Origin of the sequence: Bifidobacterium sp. ESL0704, from assembly GCF_029392075.1 — a bacterium.
Classification (GTDB): Bacteria; Actinomycetota; Actinomycetes; order Actinomycetales; family Bifidobacteriaceae; genus Bifidobacterium.
In genome coordinates this window covers 30418-51105 of record NZ_CP113929.1, presented here as the reverse complement: position 1 = coordinate 51105, position 20688 = coordinate 30418, and the positions used below count along the sequence as shown (strand labels likewise).

Here is a 20688-nt window from a genome sequence, read left to right as displayed (position 1 = left end):
ATTCCACAATTAACATAGGAGCTACCACCCAATTAACATAAACCCTACTCCACAATTAACATAAAAGACCTCCACCGGAATCATCCGGGGAGGCCTTGAGAAGAGGGACTCGGCGCCTTACGCTCTAAGCCTCGTTAATGAGATCGAGCATTTGCGGGACCGACTTCTTGCCGAACTCGACCTTTTGAGCGGTCGTGCCGTCGGCAGCGGTCTTGTTGACGACGATGCAGGGCACGCTCATCGCACCGTACCGCTTCTGCAGCTCGGGGAAATGCGAGATGTCGTATGCTTCGGCCCGCACCTTCGGGTTATCGGCGGCAATGCGCTGCGCGGAAAGCACCGTGGTCGGGCACATCGTGCAAGTCAGCGAGACGAGGACCATCACATCGGCAGAACCGCCGTCAGAGCCCAACGTATCGATGCGCTGCTGGGTATCGTTGTCAACGGACTGACCGGGGCCGGCCGCGTTGTACAGCGCTAGAACGAACGAGTTGAACTCATGGCCACTGGGGACGCCGTGGAACGCAAGTCCGGTAGGTTGCGGCTTGCCGTCGTCTCCCACCTTGCACAGGCGAACGCAGGGACGGGCCATCGGCATCACTGCTTCGACGTCGAACTTGGCGCGGCCTTCGGCGTCCTCTTCGTCCTCACCAGGCTCGGAAGCCACGACGGAAGTAAGCTTGCCCCCGCTTAAGCCGACCAGCTCGCCGATGAAGCCTTTGAGCTCCTGCGAAAGCTTGGTTTTGTCAAGCGAAAGCTCAAGCACCAGCGGCCGGCTCATGCGGCCGAAGACCACATCGAGCTGTTTGCGAATGGCGTCGTCAAAGAACCCGGAGGTCTTGACCGGTCCGGCGGCCTGAGCGCCGGTAGCATCGGAAGCGGCGGCCGGAGCCGGGGAAGTACCGGAATTGGCGGCTTTCCTCGCTTGCTCGGCTTCACGCCGTTCGTAATTCGAGCTAGTCGGGCGAGGCGGCACAAGGCCGGTCTTCTCGCTGAGGTCCTTGGCATAACGCTCAAGCTCCACACCTGCAACGGCACCGTCGGAAACGGCGGTGACCACCTGACGCAGGTTCTTCTCGCGCAGATCGCCGGCGGCATACACCCCGGCGGCGGAGGTTTCGAGATAATCGTGCGTGATGACATACCCGTAGTCGTCAAGGTCGATGACGCCTTTGAGAATCTCGGTTTGCGGCACATACCCCGCAAAGACGAAAACACCGAAGTTCTTGCTCTTGGTCGGTTTCCATTCGATGTCCTCACCGGTTTTGCGGTTGTGGAACACGGCGCTGACCAGACCGCCTTCACCGGCGGAAACCGACTTCATCTCGGTGTTGAAGTGAATTTCGATGTTGGGATCGTTCTTGGCCTCGTTGGAAACGGAGGCGTCGCAAGTGAAATCGTCATCGCGCGCCAGAATGGTGACCTTGCTGGCGTATTTGGTGAGGAATACGGATTCCTCGGCCGCGGAGAAGCCGCCGCCAACGACGATGACTTCCATATCGTTGAAGAATTCGCCGTCGCATGTCGCACAATAGGAAATGCCGCGACCAGCGTACTCGGCCTCACCCTGGAAGCCGATTTTGCGCGGATTTGCGCCGGTAGCTACGAGAATACCGAACGTTTTGAGGTCGCCGCGGTTGGTATGCACGGTCTTGATATCGCCTTTAACGTCAAGTCCGGTGGCATCGGCTGCCATGAATTCGGCACCGAAATCCTCGGCTTGCTGACGCATGGTTTCGGTCAATGACCGGCCGTCCGTCTTGGCGATGCCAGGATAGTTGACCACTTCATTGGTGATGTTGATCTGGCCACCGTACTCTTCCTTCTCAAGAATGAGCACACGGTACCGTGCACGCGCAAGATAAAGACCAGCAGTCAGGCCAGCCGGGCCCCCGCCGATCACCACTACATCGTACAAATCGTCTTGCTGCTTCATAATTTCCTTTATATCAGTACCTGCATCCGCACATCGGCGCAATCCCCATACGGACTTCGTGCGCCGCTACCGTCGCATATCATCGCGCCAGCGTCACAAAATGGCGGAACCTGTAGTTTTGCGTCATATTTTGGCCTGTCCCTTTCTCAGAGGCCCAAATATGACGCAACCCAAAAATACAGGCAACTCCGCCTAAGATCAGAGCTGACCGACGAGATCGAGGCTCGGGGCGATGGTTTCATCACCCGGCTCCCACTTCGCGGGGCAAACCTGATCGCCGTGCTCATACACGAACTGCGAAGCCTCGACGCGACGCAGAATCTCTTCGGCGTTGCGGCCGACGTTGGAGGAGATGACCTCGTAGGCCACGACCTTGCCTTCGGGGCTCAGGATGAAGTCGCCACGCTCGGCCTGGCCGTTGACCGGGTCATAGCTGTCGAGATCGCGAGAAAGCGTGTTGGTCGGATCGGCGACCATCGGGAACTGAATCTTCGCGATCTTGTCGTTGGCCTCGTGCCAAGCCTTGTGAACGAACTCGGTGTCGTGGGAGACGCCGTAAATCTCGCAGCCGGCCTTCTTGAACTCGTCGTAGTGATCGGCGAGATCCTCGAGCTCGGTGGGGCAGACGAAGCTGAAATCGTTCGGATAGAAGAAAATCAGGGACCAGTGGCCGAGCACATCCGCCTTGGTGAGCTTGCTGAATTTGTTGTCCTGATAGATATTGGCCGTGAAATCGGTCAATTCATGCTGAAGCATGGTCATAATTTGTACCCCTTTAACCTCGAAAATGCCATACATGTCTACGAGCGACTCTGGCCGTCATGATTCCGCCTGACGCTCTTCACGAACGTTTGTGACAATAATCCAGCACCCTACAGGAGCGCCTATGGAACCTTTCGTCGTTGCGACCATATTATCGTAACGCCGAAAACAGCAAGATCGGCAGTTCGCATGCGCCTGAAGGCACTTCTTTTCGTGAACCGCAATAAATTACGGCCCCTTGGCCTGACCGCAGCAAACAAAGGATCAGCAATTAGACTAATTCCCACTAATTATGCAATAAAAATTCCTGATTATTAACATTTGTTTTGTGCGATTTTATCGCAACCTTCGATGACACGAAACCGGACAGCCCTACAGCACACCGCTCGCGCCGAACGATGACCGACGTTCAACGCAACGGGGTAAAATCCTGAAGAAGGCGGGGCGCACCTGCGCTTCTACGCCGGTACGTCAAGGAGAACGACATGACCGATGCCAACGAAACGAACAAAGCTGCCAAATCACAAGACAACGACCCGAATTCTGCCGAATCCACTGCCAACGCCACTTGGAGCCGCATGCTGCAAGGCAATTCCCGTTTCGCTTCCGGGCAGGCCGAGCATCCTTGGCAAGATCGTGAAACCCGTGAATCGCTCATCGACGAGCAGCATCCGGATGCGGCCGTGCTGTCCTGCTCGGATTCGCGCGTGCCGCCGGAAATCATTTTCGACCAGGGCTTGGGCGATATGTTCACCGTGCGCACCGCCGGACAGACGCTGGACGATGCCGTCATCGCCTCGCTGGAATACGCCGTGACCCATCTGGGAGTAAGCGTTCTGGTGGTGCTCGGGCACCAGCATTGCGGGGCCGTGGCGAGTGCCGTCGCGGAACTTGACGGGCTCGCTGCCGGAGCGGGGATCGACTTGGGTGCGGCCTTCGCTGCAGAGGTGACGGATTCCGAAATGGTTGATCCGGCCGCCAATGATGCCGATGATGCCAATGATGCCGATGATGCCGAAGACCCGCAGGCGCGCACAGGCATCGATTCCGATGACGTCTTCGACAAGATGGAGGAGCTGGTCTCTGCCTCCGAATCCGTGCTCGTGCGCTCGGTCGGCGCCTCCATTCTGGCCGCGCAGGAAGCCGCATTGAACGATACCGACGATTTCGAGCGCGTTCACATCGCCCGCACCATCGAGGCTTTGGTCGACAGCTCGCCCGTCATCCAGCAAGCGCTGGCCGCGCAACGCCTCTCCATCGTCGGCGCCCGCTATCAGCTCGACACCGGCAAGGTCGAGGTGCTTTCGTTCTGAAGCCCGACTCACGGAGTCTGACTCACGGAGCACACCTTACGAAGCCCACCTCACGGAGCACACCTTACGGAGCACACCTTACGAAGCCCACCTTACGAAGCCCACCTTACGAAGCCCACCTCACGGAGTCTGCCTCACGGCCGCGCCAATTCCAACAGACGCAAACGCTGCTGCACCCACTGAAATGCGCCTTTCTCTGCGTTTCCACACCTTTGTGCTAAGGAAGGCGCAAAAGCAGCAACCTCTACACGCGCCCTTCCTCGCATAACAGTGTGGAAACGCTTAGAAAGGCGCATGTAACTCCATACATCGACCGCCCACCACTCCATCCGGTCGCCCCGCAATGCCGATAACGGGTTGGCGCACAAGGCGAAACCGGCTGCCCCGAACACATCAATGACCCGCCGACCTTCTAGACTGATAGGCATGTCATTGGCACTGGATATCGTCTTCGTTTTCGTCTTCCTCGTTATCGGCGGTGTGTTTGCGTGCACCGAACTCGCGCTGGTGAGCCTGCGTGGCTCGCAGCTCGACGAAATGGAGCAAGAGGACGCACGCGGGGCGAAAGTGGCACGGATCGGGCGCGACCCGAACACGTTCCTTTCCACCGTGCAGATCGGCGTGACACTTTCGGGCTTCTTCTCGGCATCGTTCGGCGAATCCGCCATCGCGCCCTGGGTCGAGCCGGTCGTGGAAAGCTGGGGCGTTCCGCACCATATCGCCTCTCCCGGTACGACCATCGTATTGACACTAATCATCTCCTTCTGCGACATCGTCATCGCCGAAATGGTGCCGAAGCGCATCGCCATGCAGCGCACCGAGCAGATCGCGCGCGCCGCGGTGCCCGCCATCGATATCTTCGCGAAAATCTGCAAGCCGATCATCTGGCTCATCGCCAAAAGCACCAACGGACTCGTGCGGTTGCTGGGCTTCGACCCGAGCCAGACCGAAAGCGAGGTCAGCGATAAGGAGTTGCGCGTGTTGGTCAATTCCAACTCCAACCTGAGCAAGGACGAACGCACGATTTTGGACGACGTGTTCGACGCCTCGGAAACCATTGTGGCGGAAGTGATGCGGCCGCGCGCCGACGTGGTCTTTTTGGAGGGTTCGCAGCCGATTGAGGAGGCCGCGAAATACGTGCGCGATATGCCGTATTCCCGCTACCCGGTCACCGGACGCGATTTCGATGACGTGCTCGGCTTCGTCCACGTCCGCGATCTGCTCGACGTGCGCAATCCGAACGCCAAGACCGTCGCCGACGTCACCCGCGAGGGCATTTCGCTGCCCGGTACGTCGAAAATCCTGCCCAGCCTGGCCTTGCTGCGCAAACGCGGGATTCACTTGGCCGTCGTCATCGACGAATACGGCGGCACCGACGGCATCGTCACCCTTGAGGACATGACCGAGGAGCTGATCGGCGACATTCGCGACGAATACGACCTTCCTGACGACAAGAACGGCGCTGGCGCGGCCAACGGCGTAGGCGACGGGCGCAACGGTGAATCCGCGTTCGTCGACGGCGTGGCCACGGTCGACGGTGGCATGACCATCGAGGACTTCGCCGACTTGACGGGCATCGAGCTGGAAGATGGCCCCTACGAGACGGTCGCCGGCTACTTCCTCGCGCATACCGGCCGCATGGGCGAAGTGGGCGAGACCCTGCACTCCGACGACGGCTACGACATGGTGGTCACCAAGGTCGACGGTCGCCGCATCGAAACGCTAGAGGTCCGCAAAAGTGAGCCTGAAGGCATGAATTCAGCCAAAGAGCGCAAGTAACCAAGCACCAATTCATATATAACAGCACTATCCAGCAGCTTAAAAAGGGCGATAATCGGATCTTAGCGCCCTAAATGAGTCTCTCATACGAACTCAGCGGCTCAAAAGGTCGACACCAGTAGAGCCGATAGGTTCAACTCATCGAGTATTCTTTCTGCATCATTTAACATTTTTCTGCATCAACTTGGTATAATATGATGCAGAAAACTTACTAATGATGCAGAAAATGGTGCAGATAACATGCGTACTTTTGACTATGAGGAATCCGGGCGCAATCTGCTGACGCCGCAGACCGTGAATCTGCTCAATGCGATTCACGAAGCCAAAGGGCGTCAGAATACCCAGCTGCAAATCAGCCCTGATCTCGCCAAGCCACTCGTCAATGTCGCCCGTATCCAAAGCACCGACGCGTCGAACCGCATCGAAGGGATCTCAACCACCAACAAGCGTCTGGCCGGCATTGTCAGCGAAAAAGTAGCGCCTCGAAACCGCGATGAGGAAGAAATCGCCGGCTATCGCGATGTGCTCAATACCATCCACGAAAACTATGCATATATCCCGCTGAAACCGAACGTCATTCTGCAGCTGCACCGCGACCTCTTCCGGCATACGCCGCTCGCTTTCGCCGGCCATTGGAAAGACACCGACAATATGATCGTCGAATCCGACGGGACAGGCCACGCAAAGGTGAGATTCACACCGCCGTCAGCACTCCAAACCCCGGAACTCATGGCTGCTGCATGCGACGATTACAACAAAACGAACGATAACGGCAGCATCGATTCCTTACTGTTGACCTGCATGTTCGTTTTCGACTTCACCTGCATCCACCCGTTCAATGACGGCAACGGCCGTATGAGCCGACTACTGACACTGCTTCTGCTCTATCGCTCTGGTTACGAAATCGGAAAATATATCAGCATCGAGCACCTCATCGAACAAAGCCGAACCACCTATTACGAAGCGCTGGCGGCGAGCACCATCGGCTGGAACGAAAACACCAATGATTACGCACCGTTCGTCAACTATCTGCTTGGCGTCATTTTGGTCGCCTACCGCCAGTTCGATGAACGAGCCGCAATCGTAAGCACCTCAGCTTCCCTGCGCCATCCAACGACCAAAAAACAACGCATCGCCGACGTTCTGGGTCAAAGCCTCACCCCTCTTTCCAAGGCCGATATCCAGCAAACGCTTCCCGACATCAGCACTTCGACCATCGAACGCACGCTGAAAACCCTGCTCAACGAAGGTCGAATCCAAAAACTCGGCTCCGGCCGATCCACCAGATACGTGAGCCTGCATCTTCAATAAAAACGTCGGACTCAGCTCAATCGAAGATGCCGCGTAGACAACCAGAAAACGACATTCAAGCACTATCTGGCTAACGCGATTCGCCCATGCTCCTCGTAGACCCATGCCGCCTAAAAATCAAACGTTGCATGTAACGCAAATAGTGCCGATATACGACGATGAGACTTATCTCACACATAGCGCAAAAAGCGCGATATTTCAACCCTTTCAGCGATATTGGGCTACTGATGAATTTCTGTGTCCAATATCATAAATGGCTAGAATGGAAACCAGCAATTGTCCTCAACGAAAGGAAGCAATTATGGCAGATGAATTTTTGAGCCCTGGCATCGATCAGGCAGCATCCGACAAGGTCGTCTCGATCCTGCAGAACCGTTTGGCGCAGGAAGAAGAGGCCTCGCTGATCTTGAAGCACGCGCACTGGAACGTCGCGGGACCGAGCTTCATCGGCGTGCACGAAATGATTGATCCCGAGGTTGACGCCGTGCGCAACATGGCCGACGAGACCGCAGAACGTATCGCTACCCTCGGCGGCAGCGCCGAAGGCACCCCGGAGTCCATCATCAGCAACCGCACCTGGAGCGAATTCAAGCTCATGGGCCGCCAGAACACCCAGGATTATCTGAAGGCACTGGTCGACTACTACAGCGACTTCATTATCGCCGAGCGCAAGGCCTACGAGGAGCTTGACGATATCGACGTCATCAGCTCCAACATCATGCAGGACCATGTGCAGGAACTCGAGCACTTCAACTGGTTCATGAACAGCCACCTGATCGAAGAGACTCCGCACGCCTGAGCTTTAGGGCTGTTTGGGTTTCGCGGCGAGTGTGTAAACACTTTCGTGTGAAATCTTGTGGACGCTAATAACCAACGAGTGCGCCGCCATCCATTCCAATATGGGTGGCGGCGCACTTTTATGTCCCGGGCTCTACACTCCATCAACCAGCTAAGGCCGTAGTTGGAGCTTCTGCGACGCCCAGCAGCCACTTAGCGTCACAAAACCGCCACTACACCACACTACCGGAGGAATTGCGACGCTCAACAACCCTCTTGCGTCACAAAACCGCCAGCGAGCAACACTACCGGCGCTTTCACGACACAAATTGGCCTCTCAGCGTCACAAAACTGCCAGCAAACACCGCCACCGGCACTTTCACGACACATAACGACCTCTCAGCGTCACAAAACCGCCACTACACCACACTACCGGAGGAATTGCGACGCTCAACAACCCTCTTGCGTCATAAAACCGCCAACAAACGCCACTACCGGCGCTTTCACGACGCACAACAGCCGCCCAGCGTCGCAAATCATCCAACATCACCAACAGCGCGAAGCCCTAACGCTCGCGGTAAACCCGCTGAGCCGAAGCCTGGGCACGCGGACGAACCACAATCGAATCGATATCCACGCTGTCCGGCAGATCGAGCGCCCATTCGATGCATTCGGCGATATCATCGCCAGTCAGTGGGTTCGGTACGCCAGCGTAGACCGCGTCAGCCTTGGCCTGGTCGCCGTGGAAACGGTTAAGCGAGAATTCCTTGGTCTCAACCATGCCGGGGGAGACGTCGATGACGCGCAACGGCTGGCCGACCTGCTCGAAGCGCAACGTCTGGGCCAAAACCCGCTCGGCCGACTTCACACCGCAATATCCGCCGCCGCCCTCGTAGGGCTCGATGCCGGCCGTCGAGGAAACGACAACTACCGTACCGCCGCCCGGGGCCTTCTTCAGGGCCGGGAGCAGCTTTTGCGTGATGCGCAACGTACCGAGCACATTGACGTCATACATCTTGCGCCAGTCTTCGACGTTACAGCTCTCGACCGGATCCTGCCCGATGGCCCCACCGGCGCAGTTGACCAACGCCTTCACCGGCCCACCGCGCAAAATCCTCGCAACCGCGGCCTGCGTCGAAGCCTCGTCGGTGACATCGCACACCACGTATTCGCAGGCGTCGCCGAGCTGGTCGGAAAGCTCGATGAGCTTGTCCCGCCGACGCGCGAGCGCCACCACCTTCCAGCCGGCCGAAGCCAGTTGCATCGCGGTCGCACGTCCGATCCCGCTGGAAGCGCCCGTAACCACCGCCCGCTTTGATGTGACCGTATTGCCTAGCCGAATCTCAGATTTTCCTTCATTTTCTGCTGTGTTGCCAGCCAACGTTCCCACCATTTCAGAGCCTCCTCGCGACTCCCTTATCGCCTATCGAATCGATCACGCTTAAATCTTAAATGTTATAGTCCTTGGCCACCGGTTTTGCCTCATCAAGCACCAACCTGTTCTCCCGAGAAGCCGCTCTCTTCCAACGTTTTCCGTTAATATCCGTATACACCAATTCCTCAACCCAGAATACGCCAAAGCCATGGTCATCATATATAGGTGTCATATCGCAATTTGTCCATTTCACAGGAAAGGCCGACGCCTGCGGGGTTATCTCCCAATTGCCCGGCATGATATTCGCCCAATTGCAAAACCAATGGTCGGGATTATTCCTAGCTTCCTTTGGCTTATATGGATGCGGCAACACGATACTGGCATCAGGGCTATTGGACTTCCAACATCCCCGCACTTTGAGTTGAACCTTTTGCATGGGATGTTTGCTGTCATTGAACAGCACTATCTTTTTATCCGGTCCAGACCGAAAGCATACCGCAGACAGAGCGTTCTTTCTCTCCCAATTCCAGCTTTTAAATTCGAAAAAGGCGAAAACGAAACTCACAGCAGCAACGATAGTGGCGACATCACCAAGACAATCAAGAATATCTTTCATAATTTAATATCTTACCTATCGATAGACGAATCAGTCACAAATATCCATCTTCCCCAACATTTATGCCCTTATCACCACACCATTTCGCGGTTCAAATCGCGCCGCAAGACCCGCCAATTCGGCAGATAAACATCCATTCGTCGCTGAAATTCGGCTCCGTGGCCGCTTGCCCACAGATGCGTCATCTCGTGGACCAACACATACTCCAAAAACCGCGAATCCATCAGCCCGAGCTGCAGATTGAGCCGAATGCGCCCCGTCGCCGGCGTGCAGGACCCCCAACGCGAGGTCATCAGACGCAGGGTGATATGCGTCGGCGTGCGCCCTATAACCGGCCCCCAACGTCGAAGAAAGCCGGGTAATTGTGCGTCGATGTTGGCCTTTGCCGCGCACCTTCGCTCTTCCGTCCATTCGAAGGAGGGAGGGGCGGCTTTCTGCGATATTGCCTTTCGCTGCCGGTCAATCCAGCCTCGCCGCTCACGCACGAACCCCGCGATTTTCGCGTCACTCATCCTCGCCGGTGCGCTGACCTCGATTTTGCCGGCCGGCGGCTTGATACGCAGATACATGTTGCGTATGGTCTTGCGAGTCACGTTGACGGCTAGATCATCGATGTGCAGCACGGTTTGCGAAATAACCCTGGCTTTCGGGCGGCGACGATAAGACATGCCTGCATTGTCTCGCGTACGATTGACCGGAATCATCTATATACGCAGATTCGCGTCTGGTCAGCGCAAATGTTGCATCGCACGATATCCATAATCGTCGAAAAGCCGATACAACAACCAGCCAAGCCATATCGCGGGTTACGGATTACGGGTTACGAATCGCGGGTCCCGATTCGCGGGTTACGGGTTACGGATTACGGATTACGAATCGCGGGTCCCGATTCGCGGGTTACGGATTACGGATTACGGATTACGAATCGCGGGTCCCGATTCGCGGGTTACGGATTACGGATTACGGATTACGAATCGCGGGTCCCGATTCGCGGGTTACGGATTACGGATTACGAATCGCCAAAACGCAGAATCCATATCTTCAACAAACGTTCACGACACGCATGATTATCGGGTTGACTCTGAGCACTTGGATGGTAAACTGTTTCCTTGTACGTCTTAAACGTATTGATTGGGCCCGTAGCTCAGCTGGTTAGAGCGCATCCCTGATAAGGATGAGGTCGGAGGTTCAAGTCCTCCCGGGCCCACGCAAGATTCTCAAGTTAAATCCCCAAAGATTTCAGCTCAAGAATCGTTGTGTTTCTGGGGCTATGGCGCAGCTGGTAGCGCATCTGCTTTGCAAGCAGAGGGTCGCCGGTTCGAACCCGGCTAGCTCCACTCCGAAATCCGCAGAATATCAACGTTCTGTGGGTTTTTCTGTTTTTAATATCTCGGCAACTTTGACCAGCATTTGACACATTTACGCAATGCTAAGGGTGCATGGGGGGTGCAAGCTCCCGTGAACATGACACACCGGGGGTGGTTGTTATGAATAAAAAAACAAGACGAAATTTTGGAAAAATCAAACAAATGAGGTCGGGACGTTTTCAAGCGTCCTACGTTGACCATGCCGGGCACAGAAGGACGGCACCGGATACGTTCGCCACGAAGTCGGCGGCAGACTCATGGCTGGCAGACATACGCAGTCGCCTGAACAACAACGAACGAATCGACTTGGACAAAGCCGCCGAGACGTTCGAGGAATACTCAATCTCGTGGCTGCTGGACAAACGCGAGACAATCAGGCCCAAGACAGCGCAGATTTACGCGGGCTTGATTGACGAACATCTGCTACCGTTCCTCGGGGCCTTCGCCCTGAAGGACATCACCCCGAGCGTGGTCAAGGAATGGCGGCGTTGGCTGCTTGGACGGTTCAAGGCACGCAGCGAGTCGGGCGACGTGCCACGAAGTGACACGACGGGCAAGACACGGACGGCGCAAGCCTACCGTCTGCTTCATGGCATCATGGCGACGGCGGTTCGAGACCAGATAATCACGGCGAACCCTTGCACGATAAAAGGCGCTGGCACGAGCGAGGCAGTGGAACGCAAACCCGCCACGATCGGACAGATTGAGACGATAGCGGACAACATGCCGGAACGCTATAGGGCGCTTATCCATGTGGCGGCGTGGTCGGGGCTTCGCTTCAGCGAGTTGGCGGGACTGACAAGGGCCGACGTGGCACTGACGATACTTGACGACGGTTCTAGGGGTTACCGGCTCAACGTCAACAAGCAGACCTACCGGCTTAACGGCAAGCTCTACGAGAAGGAACCGACCAAGACGAAAGCGGGTCGCCGCGTGGTGTTTCTGCCGCCACACCTCACGGAACTGTTGACCAAGCATCTTCGCACGTTCACGGGGCCAAAGAATGACGATTACGTGTTTCCCACGCGCAACGGCACGCCCATGAGCAACAACGTGGTCGGCAAGCTCTTCAGAGTCGCGCGAAAGGCCGCGAACCGTCCAGACCTTCGTTTTCACGACCTTCGGCACACTTGCGCGACTATGGCCGCGCAGACCGGGGCCACGACGAAGGAACTCATGTCACTCATGGGTCATAGCAGCTCACGGGCCGCGCTGATTTACCAGCACGCCACCGAGGAACGCGAACGCCAGATAGCCGCGAACATGTCGAGGCTGGCGCAAGAGCAAATGAGCCGAGAAGGCGTGAGGCAGAGTCTTACCGTCATTCACGGCGGCAAGGCCGACACCGATACGGGACACTACAAGCTGAAAGCGAGAATGGCAGCGTGAGTATCACGGGCACAACTGGTCTAGATAAATACAAATCTTTTAAAAAACTGGATTCTTGATATTTATCTGCCATTTCGTGCCCATTGTTTTTTTATTTAGTTTGAGAGAGCGCAAATCTTGGCGCGGGGTGATTTGGCCCCTTTGCTTTTTAAAAAACGAGGTCACCAACCGAAGCGTCGAGATGAAACCGGCGGGTGACCTTTTATCCTTTTAACTTACTTTACTTTCTTTTATTCTTATAGGCACCCACATGGTGTAGGTGCTTTAGACACATGGTGTGGGTGCTTTCGCACACATGGTGTGGGTGCTTTGACACATCATGTGGGTGCTTTCGACACATCATGTAGGTGCTTTCTCCCGAGTGAACAAGACGGTTAGCACCCACATGGTGTAGGTGCTTTGCCTCATGTCTTGCGTTCAATCCGCCTCGCTATCCGTCCAAGCTCTTGCGCCTCATGTGGATAGCGTTCACGAAGCAGTTGGGAGAACAGCTCAACAGATTCATCTATGCGTAACCGGAACTCTTGCACATGCCCACGGCTTGCCGGTTTGCCGGTCGGCTCTATCAGCCCAGCGGCCTTCAACTCACTGATAGGGCGGTCGAGGTTGCGGGCCTTGCCGGGATCGTTGTATATCTCCCGGGCAAGGTTCTTGCGGGATATGAAGCACACCGAACGTGGCTTGCGCCGGTCTGTGTCTTGTAGTTTCGTCTCATGGTCGAGCGCATACGTGGACATACGCAATAGTACAATTTGAGCCAGTGGGCTGAGCTTGTATAGTCCGGCTATGCGTCCGGCCCACTTAGTCAAATGTTGCCCCATCGGCGTTCTGCCCAATCTCTTCATCATGGTCTAGTTCCCAGCCGAACAGCCCGTCAATCTCCCAGTGAAGCCGCTTGTAGAACTTCTTTGGATTACGGCGCAACAGCACTTTCACGCTTGTGTGGTTGGCCGGTTTGACACGGATACAGTCGATTGCCTCAATCCGTTCGAGGGCGTTACGCAACAGCACGATGGTCTTGGCGTTGTCGCTGCCAATCCAGAGCCACGGCAACCCGACACGTTGCGCCATTGGCCCGTAGGCCATGAGCTTATAGCCACTATGGTGCTTGCACTGTTCGGCGCAATATTCGTAAATACGTCGTACCACGTAGTCTTTCAACGTACCGGTCTCACGGTCTATCAGTTTGTCGCCACGCTTCACCGCACACCCGCTTTCCGCAGTGCCTCGACCGCCGAACGTCGCGGCTTGCGCGAATGACTACGGTTCGGCCTGGACTTGCGTACATCGGTGGTTTCGTCCAGATAGACACGTTGCGAGTCGATGAAGTGCTGAATGTCGGCAACAGCATACATGTTGCGTGGTCGGCCGACTTTGCCAGTACTAGGCACCTGAACTACGGCTATGGCACCCTTGCGCGAAAGACGCTCTAGGGTTGCTTCGGAAATGCCGAGCATGTCGGCTGCTTCAGGCTTCGAGGCGAGAAGACGGCCTACCTGTTTGCGGTTTGTGCGTTCCTTTGACACGATTGATTACCCCTCGTGTTTGGGGCCGAGTTGTCCGAACTGAAATTACTTGCTATCTCCCGTGGGCATGACACTAAGCGTCTACGGGATAGTTCGGATACTTTCGCACCCCCAGTTAAGCCACTTTGGGGCAGAGCTGAGGGGCACGAGGCGCAAGGATAAACGCCACGATCAGTAAAACAACAGTTGGTGAAATATCCGGTGGCGGATTGATTAAAATCGCTCTCGCGGTATTCTCGCTTTGCTTTATACGAAGTATCAGCAACAACGTTACGAAAAGCAAGTAAGCGTAGATGTTGAAAGTCTTACGCAAACCGTCAACACACCCGCCACGTTTCACACAGATAAATTCCAAAAGCAGCGATGCCAAAAGACTAGCCAAACGCTCATCTAAAGAACAAACCTCATCATGCTGCCCATTGCTTTCTTCCCATATAAAGTGCTCAATAGGCTTGCTCTTGAAGTTAATACTTTCTGCGTTTAAGCTCAGCGTTTCAGCTAAATCATGAATCAGTTCCAGCACGTCACTTATACGGCCATTGTCACGAGCTTTAGCTACCACAGTTTCGGCATGTTTCGTCAGTGCTGGCACAATTGCCAAAAGAATTTGAGTAGCACCGTCTAACTCACTTTGCTCAACGCTTCTTCGCTCAACACGGGTCATTCCGTTTGACCTAAAGTATTCGTTACAAATCGGGCAATCAGTAACACGTTTCCGTTCACACGCGTCTACGTCGTGCCCTTTGTACAAATTGCATGGCACCGACGCAACGCACATGTTGCCTTCTGCGTCTTGCCCAATTTCCATGTTCTATAGACTACCGTATTTTCGGACTATTCCCGTCACGTTTTCGGAACCTTTGCGAACCGATTTTGAATGCTAAGGGTGCATAGGGGGTGCAAGCCGTGTACAAGGTTTGCGGAAACCGTTGTAAAATAGGGGATTGCGGGTTAAAGTTGCTAGACTTTGCAAGCAGAGGGTCGCCGGTTCGAACCCGGCTAGCTCCACTCCGAAATCCCTTGAAAACATTACCCTTTTAGGGGTTTTCTTTACTTTGCTGCGAGGCAGATTTAGGCCGAAATAGGCCATTTTCATCACATCTAGTTGCACGTATGTTGCACGAAGAACGTTGAGGCTGTATGGACTATACAAGTTTCAACCCTGGTTCATTACCAAATCGAAGTCGGTTTCCTCAATGAGGGGGAATTCCGCAACATGGAATCTTCCTGCAAACGACTATGATTATTTCATTGAAAATGAAAGCATGACGCAACTGGAGAATTACGTCATCTTTTTCTCATCCTGATGATAATTAAAAGACAAATCGCATTTATCAGGGACTGTACAAAGCAATAAAGGTCTTTCCTAAGCAAGAAATAACCATATGGAAGAGAATCCAGCTCTTTCCTTCGCTATATCTGTTTATCATAAACCTGTTCCAAAGATGGATCCATACGATGAATAAAGCTGGCCATCCCCGGAACGGTAAACGCGATTTTTCCGCGTTCCGGCGAATAGATTAAACCAAGCTCAATGAGCTTACCTTGTATTTTTGATAGTCCGCGAGAATCTCTTTTCATGGCCTCAGCAACTTCACCCGTACCACAGTTATCAATACCGTCCATCTCATCAATAAGAGAGGCCATCGCCGCAAGATAGGTTCTGCCAGCAGGTGTGGCGCGCTGCCATCTAGACGCATACAATCCTTCATCAAGTGACGCGCGGGCGTCGGCTTCACCTTCCTCCACAGCCTCAAGAGGAATCGGCGAAACCGCTGATTTATTCCATGCCGCTTCACCATATGCCTGTATGAAATAAGGATATCCTTGAGAGTCTTTCACCAATCGCGCAAGCGCCTCATCAGTAAAACGTCTGCCGCCTTTCTCTACTGTACTTTGAAAACCCTGTTCTGCATCCTCGTAAGAAACCCTGCCAACCTCACGATATTCAAAAAGTCTTTCCGCGTATGAACGGCATTTTGTAAGTGCTCTTGGCAGATCCGGAAGACCGGCTCCAATGATATAAAAAGGCAGATTCTCCTGGCCCATCCGATGCTGCAAAGTAATCAGAGTTCCCATAAGCCCAGGAGACATTTCCTGAAACTCATCTACGAACACAAACAAACCCAAATCTGATTCCTGTGCGGCTCTAGCCAAACCTTCAATCAATAGTTCAAGCTGATATGCATTTGAATTGTAAGTTTCCTCGGTCTTCGCACCATTATCTCTCGCAATGGTGATGCCATTGCCCAAAATATTGATAGACATTGATCTGACATCGCTGAAAATCTTAGGAACCTGAAGACGAAACTTCGAGTCATGGACGTCTTTACTGACTTTGGCAAGTTCTTGGAATAAATCAACATAATCATCGATCTCATTGCCAGTTGCCTCAATACGGACTGTAGGCATATGCATATTCCTCGCCATTTCCTGCAACCGAATCAACAAAACAGTTTTCCCAACGCCTCGCAAACCACGATAAATAATTCCCTGCGAAGTACGCTTGGCCTTGGTGCGAGCCAACAGCAAATCCATCTGCTCCAGTTCACGCTGCCTCCCCACTAAGGCTGCAGGTTGCCGTCCCGCTCCGGGAGAGAATGGATTCATCGCTCGTAGCAATGTTATTTCTACAGGACTTTCAATTGATTCCGACACAATAGGAACCTTTCGCTCTTTACTTTATCTCAATTTATTCCACTTTATTCTATATTATGCCAAATTAAAGATTATTTTGGGATAATATGGAATAATTCTGCTGAATATCATGGCATGGGCGCTACTAATGATGCTTGGCTTCCTCTTCAGATGTCGATAAATTTGAAATTTTCAGGCAAATCCCTTTACTCACCGCACACAATGAGCTATTGTCCAAGTATGGCTGAAACGTTGCGAACCTGCCCACTCGGTGTTGAGGTGGAGATATGCAGGATGGATTTCGAGGCCCGCAGCCGCTTTAGGCTGAACGAGCTTGGGTTCCGCGTGCACGAACCGGTTCGCGTTATCCAAAAGGCGATGTTCGGCGGATGCGTGGTTGCCCACGGCGGTGAACGCATCGCCATCGACGGAGCCACTGCACGCCATATTTTCGTATCCCCTCGCACGCAACGTTTATAGTAGCAAATAGCAATATCGACAAAACTTGGCGGGCGAAATATGGATAAGACAACTCAAGCATCATCCGCCAAAAAACTCGGAAACAAGAAAACGCTTCTGGCCAGCAGATACGCAAACCGTAGCCGCCACGATAGCAACAACGCCGCCAGTGATCCCGACAGCACCAACAACGCGTATAACACCGCTGGTAATCCCACCAAGTCCCACGACTCCAACGACTGCGACAACTGCGACAACTGCGACAACGCGTACAATGCCAACGATTCCAGCACTCACGGCAACACCGATAATCCCGCCAGCAATCGCACCGGTCGCAACACCGACAGCAGCCGAGAAAACAATCCCAACAACCTGGATCTGATGCCCGAACCGGCGGATTCCTGCGGCACAAGCGGTTCCGTCAGCAGACCCGAAAGTGGGCACAGCGCCGAATCCACGCACGAGGGACATGCAGACCACAGCGGACACGGCGGGCACAGCGGACACGGCGGGCACCATCATCGTCGCGGACTCGCGGTGCTGCTACCTCAACGCCATGGTCACCAGCATCACAGCGTCGAAACCCACGATATAAGCGGCATGGAATCAACGGACAGCGGCACTGGCAAGCCCCAGCACACCAGCCCACGCATCGTTTTCGTCGGCAATCCGAACGTCGGCAAATCAACGCTGTTCAACGCGGTGCTCGGCGCCAGCGCGACCGTTATGAACGCACCCGGTACCACGGTTTTGGTGGAATCCGGCAGTTTGGAGCGCAATGGCGAGCGCTGGGATTTCATCGACACCCCCGGCACGGCCTCGCTCGATGCCTACAGCCCGGACGAACAGGTTGCGGGGGAAGCGGCGATGGGCCGTCGCAGCTATGCGAAGCCCGACATCATTGTCTTTACGTTCAACGCGGCTTCACCTTCAAAATCGTATTATCTTTTGAGCCAGCTGATGGACCTGGGATTCCCCATCATCATTGCGGTGACCATGCTCGATCTGGCGGAAAAGCAGGATTCTCCTATTACCCTGCAACGTCTCAAACGCACCCTTCCAGGTATTCCGATGATCCGTGTCGACGGCCGCACCGGCATCGGCAAGGCCGAGTTATTAGACACCATCTCAGCGACTTTGACCGAAATCAAGGCGCAGAGAGCCGAACACGGACTCGAACAGACAGCTCCGTCATCAGATACCACGGCCGTGACCGACACGGTCGCGCACGAAAAGCCATCGCAAGATTCGACGGAAACAGATGACTCCCAGCCGCGTCTCATTCCGGCACATTACGACAATGCGGATAAAAACGGGAACGAAACCAAGCAAGGCAACCTCGCAAGGAAACCGGACACCGCTAGAGATACCGGTCAAGCCACCAACAAAACCGGCACGCAGACCCGCAAAGAAACCGCCAGACAAGCGGTAAGCGAGGCGGCATATAAAGCCTCGGAAGCCGTGGAGACCGCTCTAGCCAAGGCGGATAATGCGGCATTTCTTCTGGACGATGGCGGAGCGGATGTTTCCCGCGAGATTCACGTCCAGCTGGCGCCGACGCCCGTCACCAGTATCCCCGCGCCGCCTGCCAGCGCCTCACAGGAGGAAGTCTCGCAGTGGGTGCGGGCAACTTCGGACGAACGCTTCGAATGGATTGCCAAAAAACTGCGCGAAATCAACAAAGACTTGCCTCAAGGTGCGGCGGCCACGACGAACCGCGAAACGTTTTCGGACAAACTCGACCGCGTGCTGCTTCACCCGGCCATCGGCATTGTGGTCTTTTTGGTGACCATGTTCCTCGTTTTCGAGGCGACCACCACGCTGGCCGGCCCCTTGCAGGACTGGTTCGACGTCACGTTGCGCGGCTGGTGCACCAGCGGCATCGCTTGGATCTTCACCGCCATCGCCGGCAAGGGTGCGCTTGACGGGTGGCTGTATTCACTGGTGGTCGACGGGTTCCTGAACGGCGCGATTACGGTCTGCACGTTCATTCCGCCAATGGGCATCATGTTCATCATTCTCTCGCTCTTGGAGGATTCGGGCTACCTGGCCCGCGCCGCGTTCGTGATGGACCGCGCGATGCGTATGGTCGGCCTCGACGGGCGGGCCTTCCTGCCGCTGGTGGTCGGCTTCGGCTGCAATCTGCCGGCGCTGGCCTCCACACGCACCCTGCCGGATTCGCGCCAACGCTTGCTGACCGGCCTCTTGATTCCCTTCACTTCCTGTTCCGCGCGACTGAGCGTCTACGTGGTGCTCGCCTACGCCTTTTTCGGCAAGTTCGCGGGACTGGCCATTTTCCTGATGTATGTCAGCTCCATCGCCATCATCCTGGCCGTCGGCTTCGCGCTTCGCAAGACGCAGTTCAGGGACCTCAAAACCCAGCCGTTCGCCATGGAACTGCCGCCCTACCAGATGCCGCGGCTGCTGCAATTGCTGAAGTCGGTGCTGCAGCGCCTCTGGTCATTCATCACCGGCGCGAGCTCCGTCATCGTCTCCATGCTCATCGTCGTGTGGGTGCTTTCCGCCATCCCGATTTCCGCTGGCGCTGCGGGAGCGGCCAATCCCAACTCCTTCGGCCATGTCGACGAAGTCGAGAATTCCGTGTTCGGCGCAGCTTCCTCAGCCATCGCTCCCATCTTCAAGCCGGCCGGTTTCAACGATTGGCACGCCACCTCGGCACTGGTCACCGGATTCGTGGCCAAGGAGGTCGTGGTCGGCTCACTTTCGCAGAGCTACGCCATCAACGATTCCGGCGACCAATCCGAGCAGGCGCAGGGCCAGGGGAGCCTCGGTCAGGCGGTGCATAAGAGTTTCGAAAAGTCCAGCAACGGGCACCCCAACGCTGCGGCCGCGGCCTTTATGATCTTCATCCTCGCCTACACGCCATGCCTGGCCACAGTGGCCGAAATGAAGCGGCAATACGGCATGAAGACCGCGCTGCAATCGGTGGCGACGGGGCTGGTGGTGGCCTATATCCTTGCCGTCATCGTCTTCCAAATCGGGCGATTGCTATGAATACGGCATCGGCGAAGTTCCGCAAAACCGCAACGACTCCGAGCATCTGCACAAGCCAAGTCCAGCGTACGGACAGTACTACAGCCTGTTCAACGCCGGTCACGCAACAAATCATCGAACAGCTCACCTGCGGCCAAACACCGCGTATGGTAGCGGACAAGCTGGGCCTTCCGCTTGACTTTATTGATCTGGTCGTCGAACGCGAACGCCGCGCCGGCCGTCTGCACGTCTACGACCTTCGTTCCTGCAATTCCACAACGGGCGAAGGCTGCAACCCCGACCCAGAATCACTGGTCTGTGCCGGCTGCCCGATTCTTCCTGCCGCCATCCGCCGCCGCCAATCAGTTTTCGGCCATCTCAAGGCAAGGCTGCACAGATAAAAACAGGATAGTAAAAAGGGATGGTAAGAACATTTGTATTCCCACC

General features: G+C 55.2%; 18 protein-coding genes and 2 tRNA genes. 10 read left to right on the top strand and 10 right to left on the bottom strand.

Features of this window, described 5'->3' with window-relative positions; all coding sequences use genetic code 11:
* Positions 1 to 124 precede the first annotated feature (124 nt).
* Together OZX64_RS00185 and OZX64_RS00180 are read right to left on the bottom strand one after the other, a co-directional pair.
* Positions 125 to 1936, bottom strand: a complete 1812-nt coding sequence (locus OZX64_RS00185; protein ID WP_277172911.1) for an FAD-dependent oxidoreductase — start codon at positions 1934 to 1936, stop codon at positions 125 to 127.
* A 198-nt stretch (positions 1937 to 2134) separates the two neighbouring features.
* Entirely contained in the window at positions 2135 to 2698 is a 564-nt protein-coding gene (locus tag OZX64_RS00180) for a redoxin domain-containing protein (RefSeq protein WP_277156613.1), read from the bottom strand.
* Between the two features lie 578 nt (positions 2699 to 3276).
* On the opposite strand from OZX64_RS00180, the gene OZX64_RS00175 reads away from it, so the two are divergent.
* The 4 genes from OZX64_RS00175 to OZX64_RS00160 all read left to right on the top strand — a co-directional run bounded on the left by OZX64_RS00175 (position 3277) and on the right by OZX64_RS00160 (position 7900).
* Positions 3277 to 4011, top strand: coding sequence for a carbonic anhydrase (locus OZX64_RS00175; protein WP_277175042.1), 735 nt, complete (start codon positions 3277 to 3279; stop codon positions 4009 to 4011).
* Positions 4012 to 4437: 426 nt separating this feature from the next.
* Positions 4438 to 5790, top strand: a complete 1353-nt coding sequence (locus OZX64_RS00170) for a hemolysin family protein (RefSeq protein WP_277172910.1) — start codon at positions 4438 to 4440, stop codon at positions 5788 to 5790.
* 240 nt (positions 5791 to 6030) lie between these two features.
* A complete protein-coding gene (locus OZX64_RS00165; RefSeq protein WP_277172908.1) occupies positions 6031 to 7101 on the top strand; it encodes a Fic family protein in 1071 nt (356 codons plus the stop codon).
* A gap of 301 nt (positions 7102 to 7402) precedes the next feature.
* Complete coding sequence (locus OZX64_RS00160; RefSeq protein ID WP_277156607.1) at positions 7403 to 7900, top strand: DNA starvation/stationary phase protection protein; 498 nt, start codon at positions 7403 to 7405, stop codon at positions 7898 to 7900.
* Between the two features lie 543 nt (positions 7901 to 8443).
* On the opposite strand, the gene OZX64_RS00155 is transcribed toward OZX64_RS00160, so the two are convergent.
* The 3 genes from OZX64_RS00155 to OZX64_RS00145 all read right to left on the bottom strand — a co-directional run bounded on the left by OZX64_RS00155 (position 8444) and on the right by OZX64_RS00145 (position 10537).
* Positions 8444 to 9271, bottom strand: coding sequence for an SDR family NAD(P)-dependent oxidoreductase (locus OZX64_RS00155; RefSeq protein ID WP_277172906.1), 828 nt, complete (start codon positions 9269 to 9271; stop codon positions 8444 to 8446).
* Between the two features lie 55 nt (positions 9272 to 9326).
* Positions 9327 to 9869: a hypothetical protein gene (locus OZX64_RS00150; protein ID WP_277172904.1), complete on the bottom strand. Its 543-nt coding sequence runs from the start codon at positions 9867 to 9869 to the stop codon at positions 9327 to 9329.
* Positions 9870 to 9940: 71 nt separating this feature from the next.
* Positions 9941 to 10537, bottom strand: a complete 597-nt coding sequence (locus OZX64_RS00145) for a SprT-like domain-containing protein (protein WP_277172902.1) — start codon at positions 10535 to 10537, stop codon at positions 9941 to 9943.
* 465 nt (positions 10538 to 11002) lie between these two features.
* Here OZX64_RS00145 and OZX64_RS00140 point away from each other — a divergent pair.
* The 3 genes from OZX64_RS00140 (at position 11003) to OZX64_RS00130 (ending at position 12625) form a co-directional block, all read left to right on the top strand.
* Positions 11003 to 11076 (top strand) — tRNA-Ile (locus OZX64_RS00140).
* A 57-nt stretch (positions 11077 to 11133) separates the two neighbouring features.
* A tRNA-Ala gene (locus OZX64_RS00135) sits at positions 11134 to 11206 on the top strand.
* A 192-nt stretch (positions 11207 to 11398) separates the two neighbouring features.
* Positions 11399 to 12625, top strand: coding sequence for a site-specific integrase (locus OZX64_RS00130; RefSeq protein ID WP_277172899.1), 1227 nt, complete (start codon positions 11399 to 11401; stop codon positions 12623 to 12625).
* A gap of 404 nt (positions 12626 to 13029) precedes the next feature.
* Here OZX64_RS00130 and OZX64_RS00125 read toward each other — a convergent pair whose 3' ends face one another.
* The 5 genes from OZX64_RS00125 to OZX64_RS00105 all read right to left on the bottom strand — a co-directional run bounded on the left by OZX64_RS00125 (position 13030) and on the right by OZX64_RS00105 (position 16809).
* Positions 13030 to 13362 (bottom strand): hypothetical protein, encoded by a 333-nt coding sequence (locus tag OZX64_RS00125; protein WP_277172897.1) that lies wholly within the window; start codon positions 13360 to 13362, stop codon positions 13030 to 13032.
* 64 nt (positions 13363 to 13426) lie between these two features.
* A complete protein-coding gene (locus OZX64_RS00120) occupies positions 13427 to 13828 on the bottom strand; it encodes a hypothetical protein (RefSeq protein WP_277172895.1) in 402 nt (133 codons plus the stop codon).
* Positions 13825 to 14151 (bottom strand): helix-turn-helix domain-containing protein, encoded by a 327-nt coding sequence (locus OZX64_RS00115; protein ID WP_277172893.1) that lies wholly within the window; start codon positions 14149 to 14151, stop codon positions 13825 to 13827. Before OZX64_RS00115 ends, OZX64_RS00120 begins: the two co-directional genes overlap by 4 nt.
* A 115-nt stretch (positions 14152 to 14266) precedes the next feature.
* Positions 14267 to 14815 carry a hypothetical protein gene (locus OZX64_RS00110; protein ID WP_277172892.1) on the bottom strand — a complete coding sequence of 183 codons (549 nt, stop codon included), beginning with the start codon at positions 14813 to 14815 and terminating at the stop codon, positions 14267 to 14269.
* Between the two features lie 749 nt (positions 14816 to 15564).
* Positions 15565 to 16809 (bottom strand): ATP-binding protein, encoded by a 1245-nt coding sequence (locus OZX64_RS00105; protein WP_277172891.1) that lies wholly within the window; start codon positions 16807 to 16809, stop codon positions 15565 to 15567.
* 219 nt (positions 16810 to 17028) lie between these two features.
* On the opposite strand from OZX64_RS00105, the gene OZX64_RS00100 reads away from it, so the two are divergent.
* The 3 genes from OZX64_RS00100 to OZX64_RS00090 are packed head-to-tail and all read left to right on the top strand — an operon-like array spanning position 17029 to position 20642.
* Positions 17029 to 17268 (top strand): ferrous iron transport protein A, encoded by a 240-nt coding sequence (locus tag OZX64_RS00100; RefSeq protein WP_277172889.1) that lies wholly within the window; start codon positions 17029 to 17031, stop codon positions 17266 to 17268.
* Between the two features lie 39 nt (positions 17269 to 17307).
* Positions 17308 to 20262, top strand: a complete 2955-nt coding sequence (feoB, locus tag OZX64_RS00095) for a ferrous iron transport protein B (RefSeq protein WP_348519409.1) — start codon at positions 17308 to 17310, stop codon at positions 20260 to 20262.
* A complete protein-coding gene (locus OZX64_RS00090; RefSeq protein WP_277172887.1) occupies positions 20259 to 20642 on the top strand; it encodes a hypothetical protein in 384 nt (127 codons plus the stop codon). Before feoB ends, OZX64_RS00090 begins: the two co-directional genes overlap by 4 nt.
* Positions 20643 to 20688: the final 46 nt, after the last annotated feature.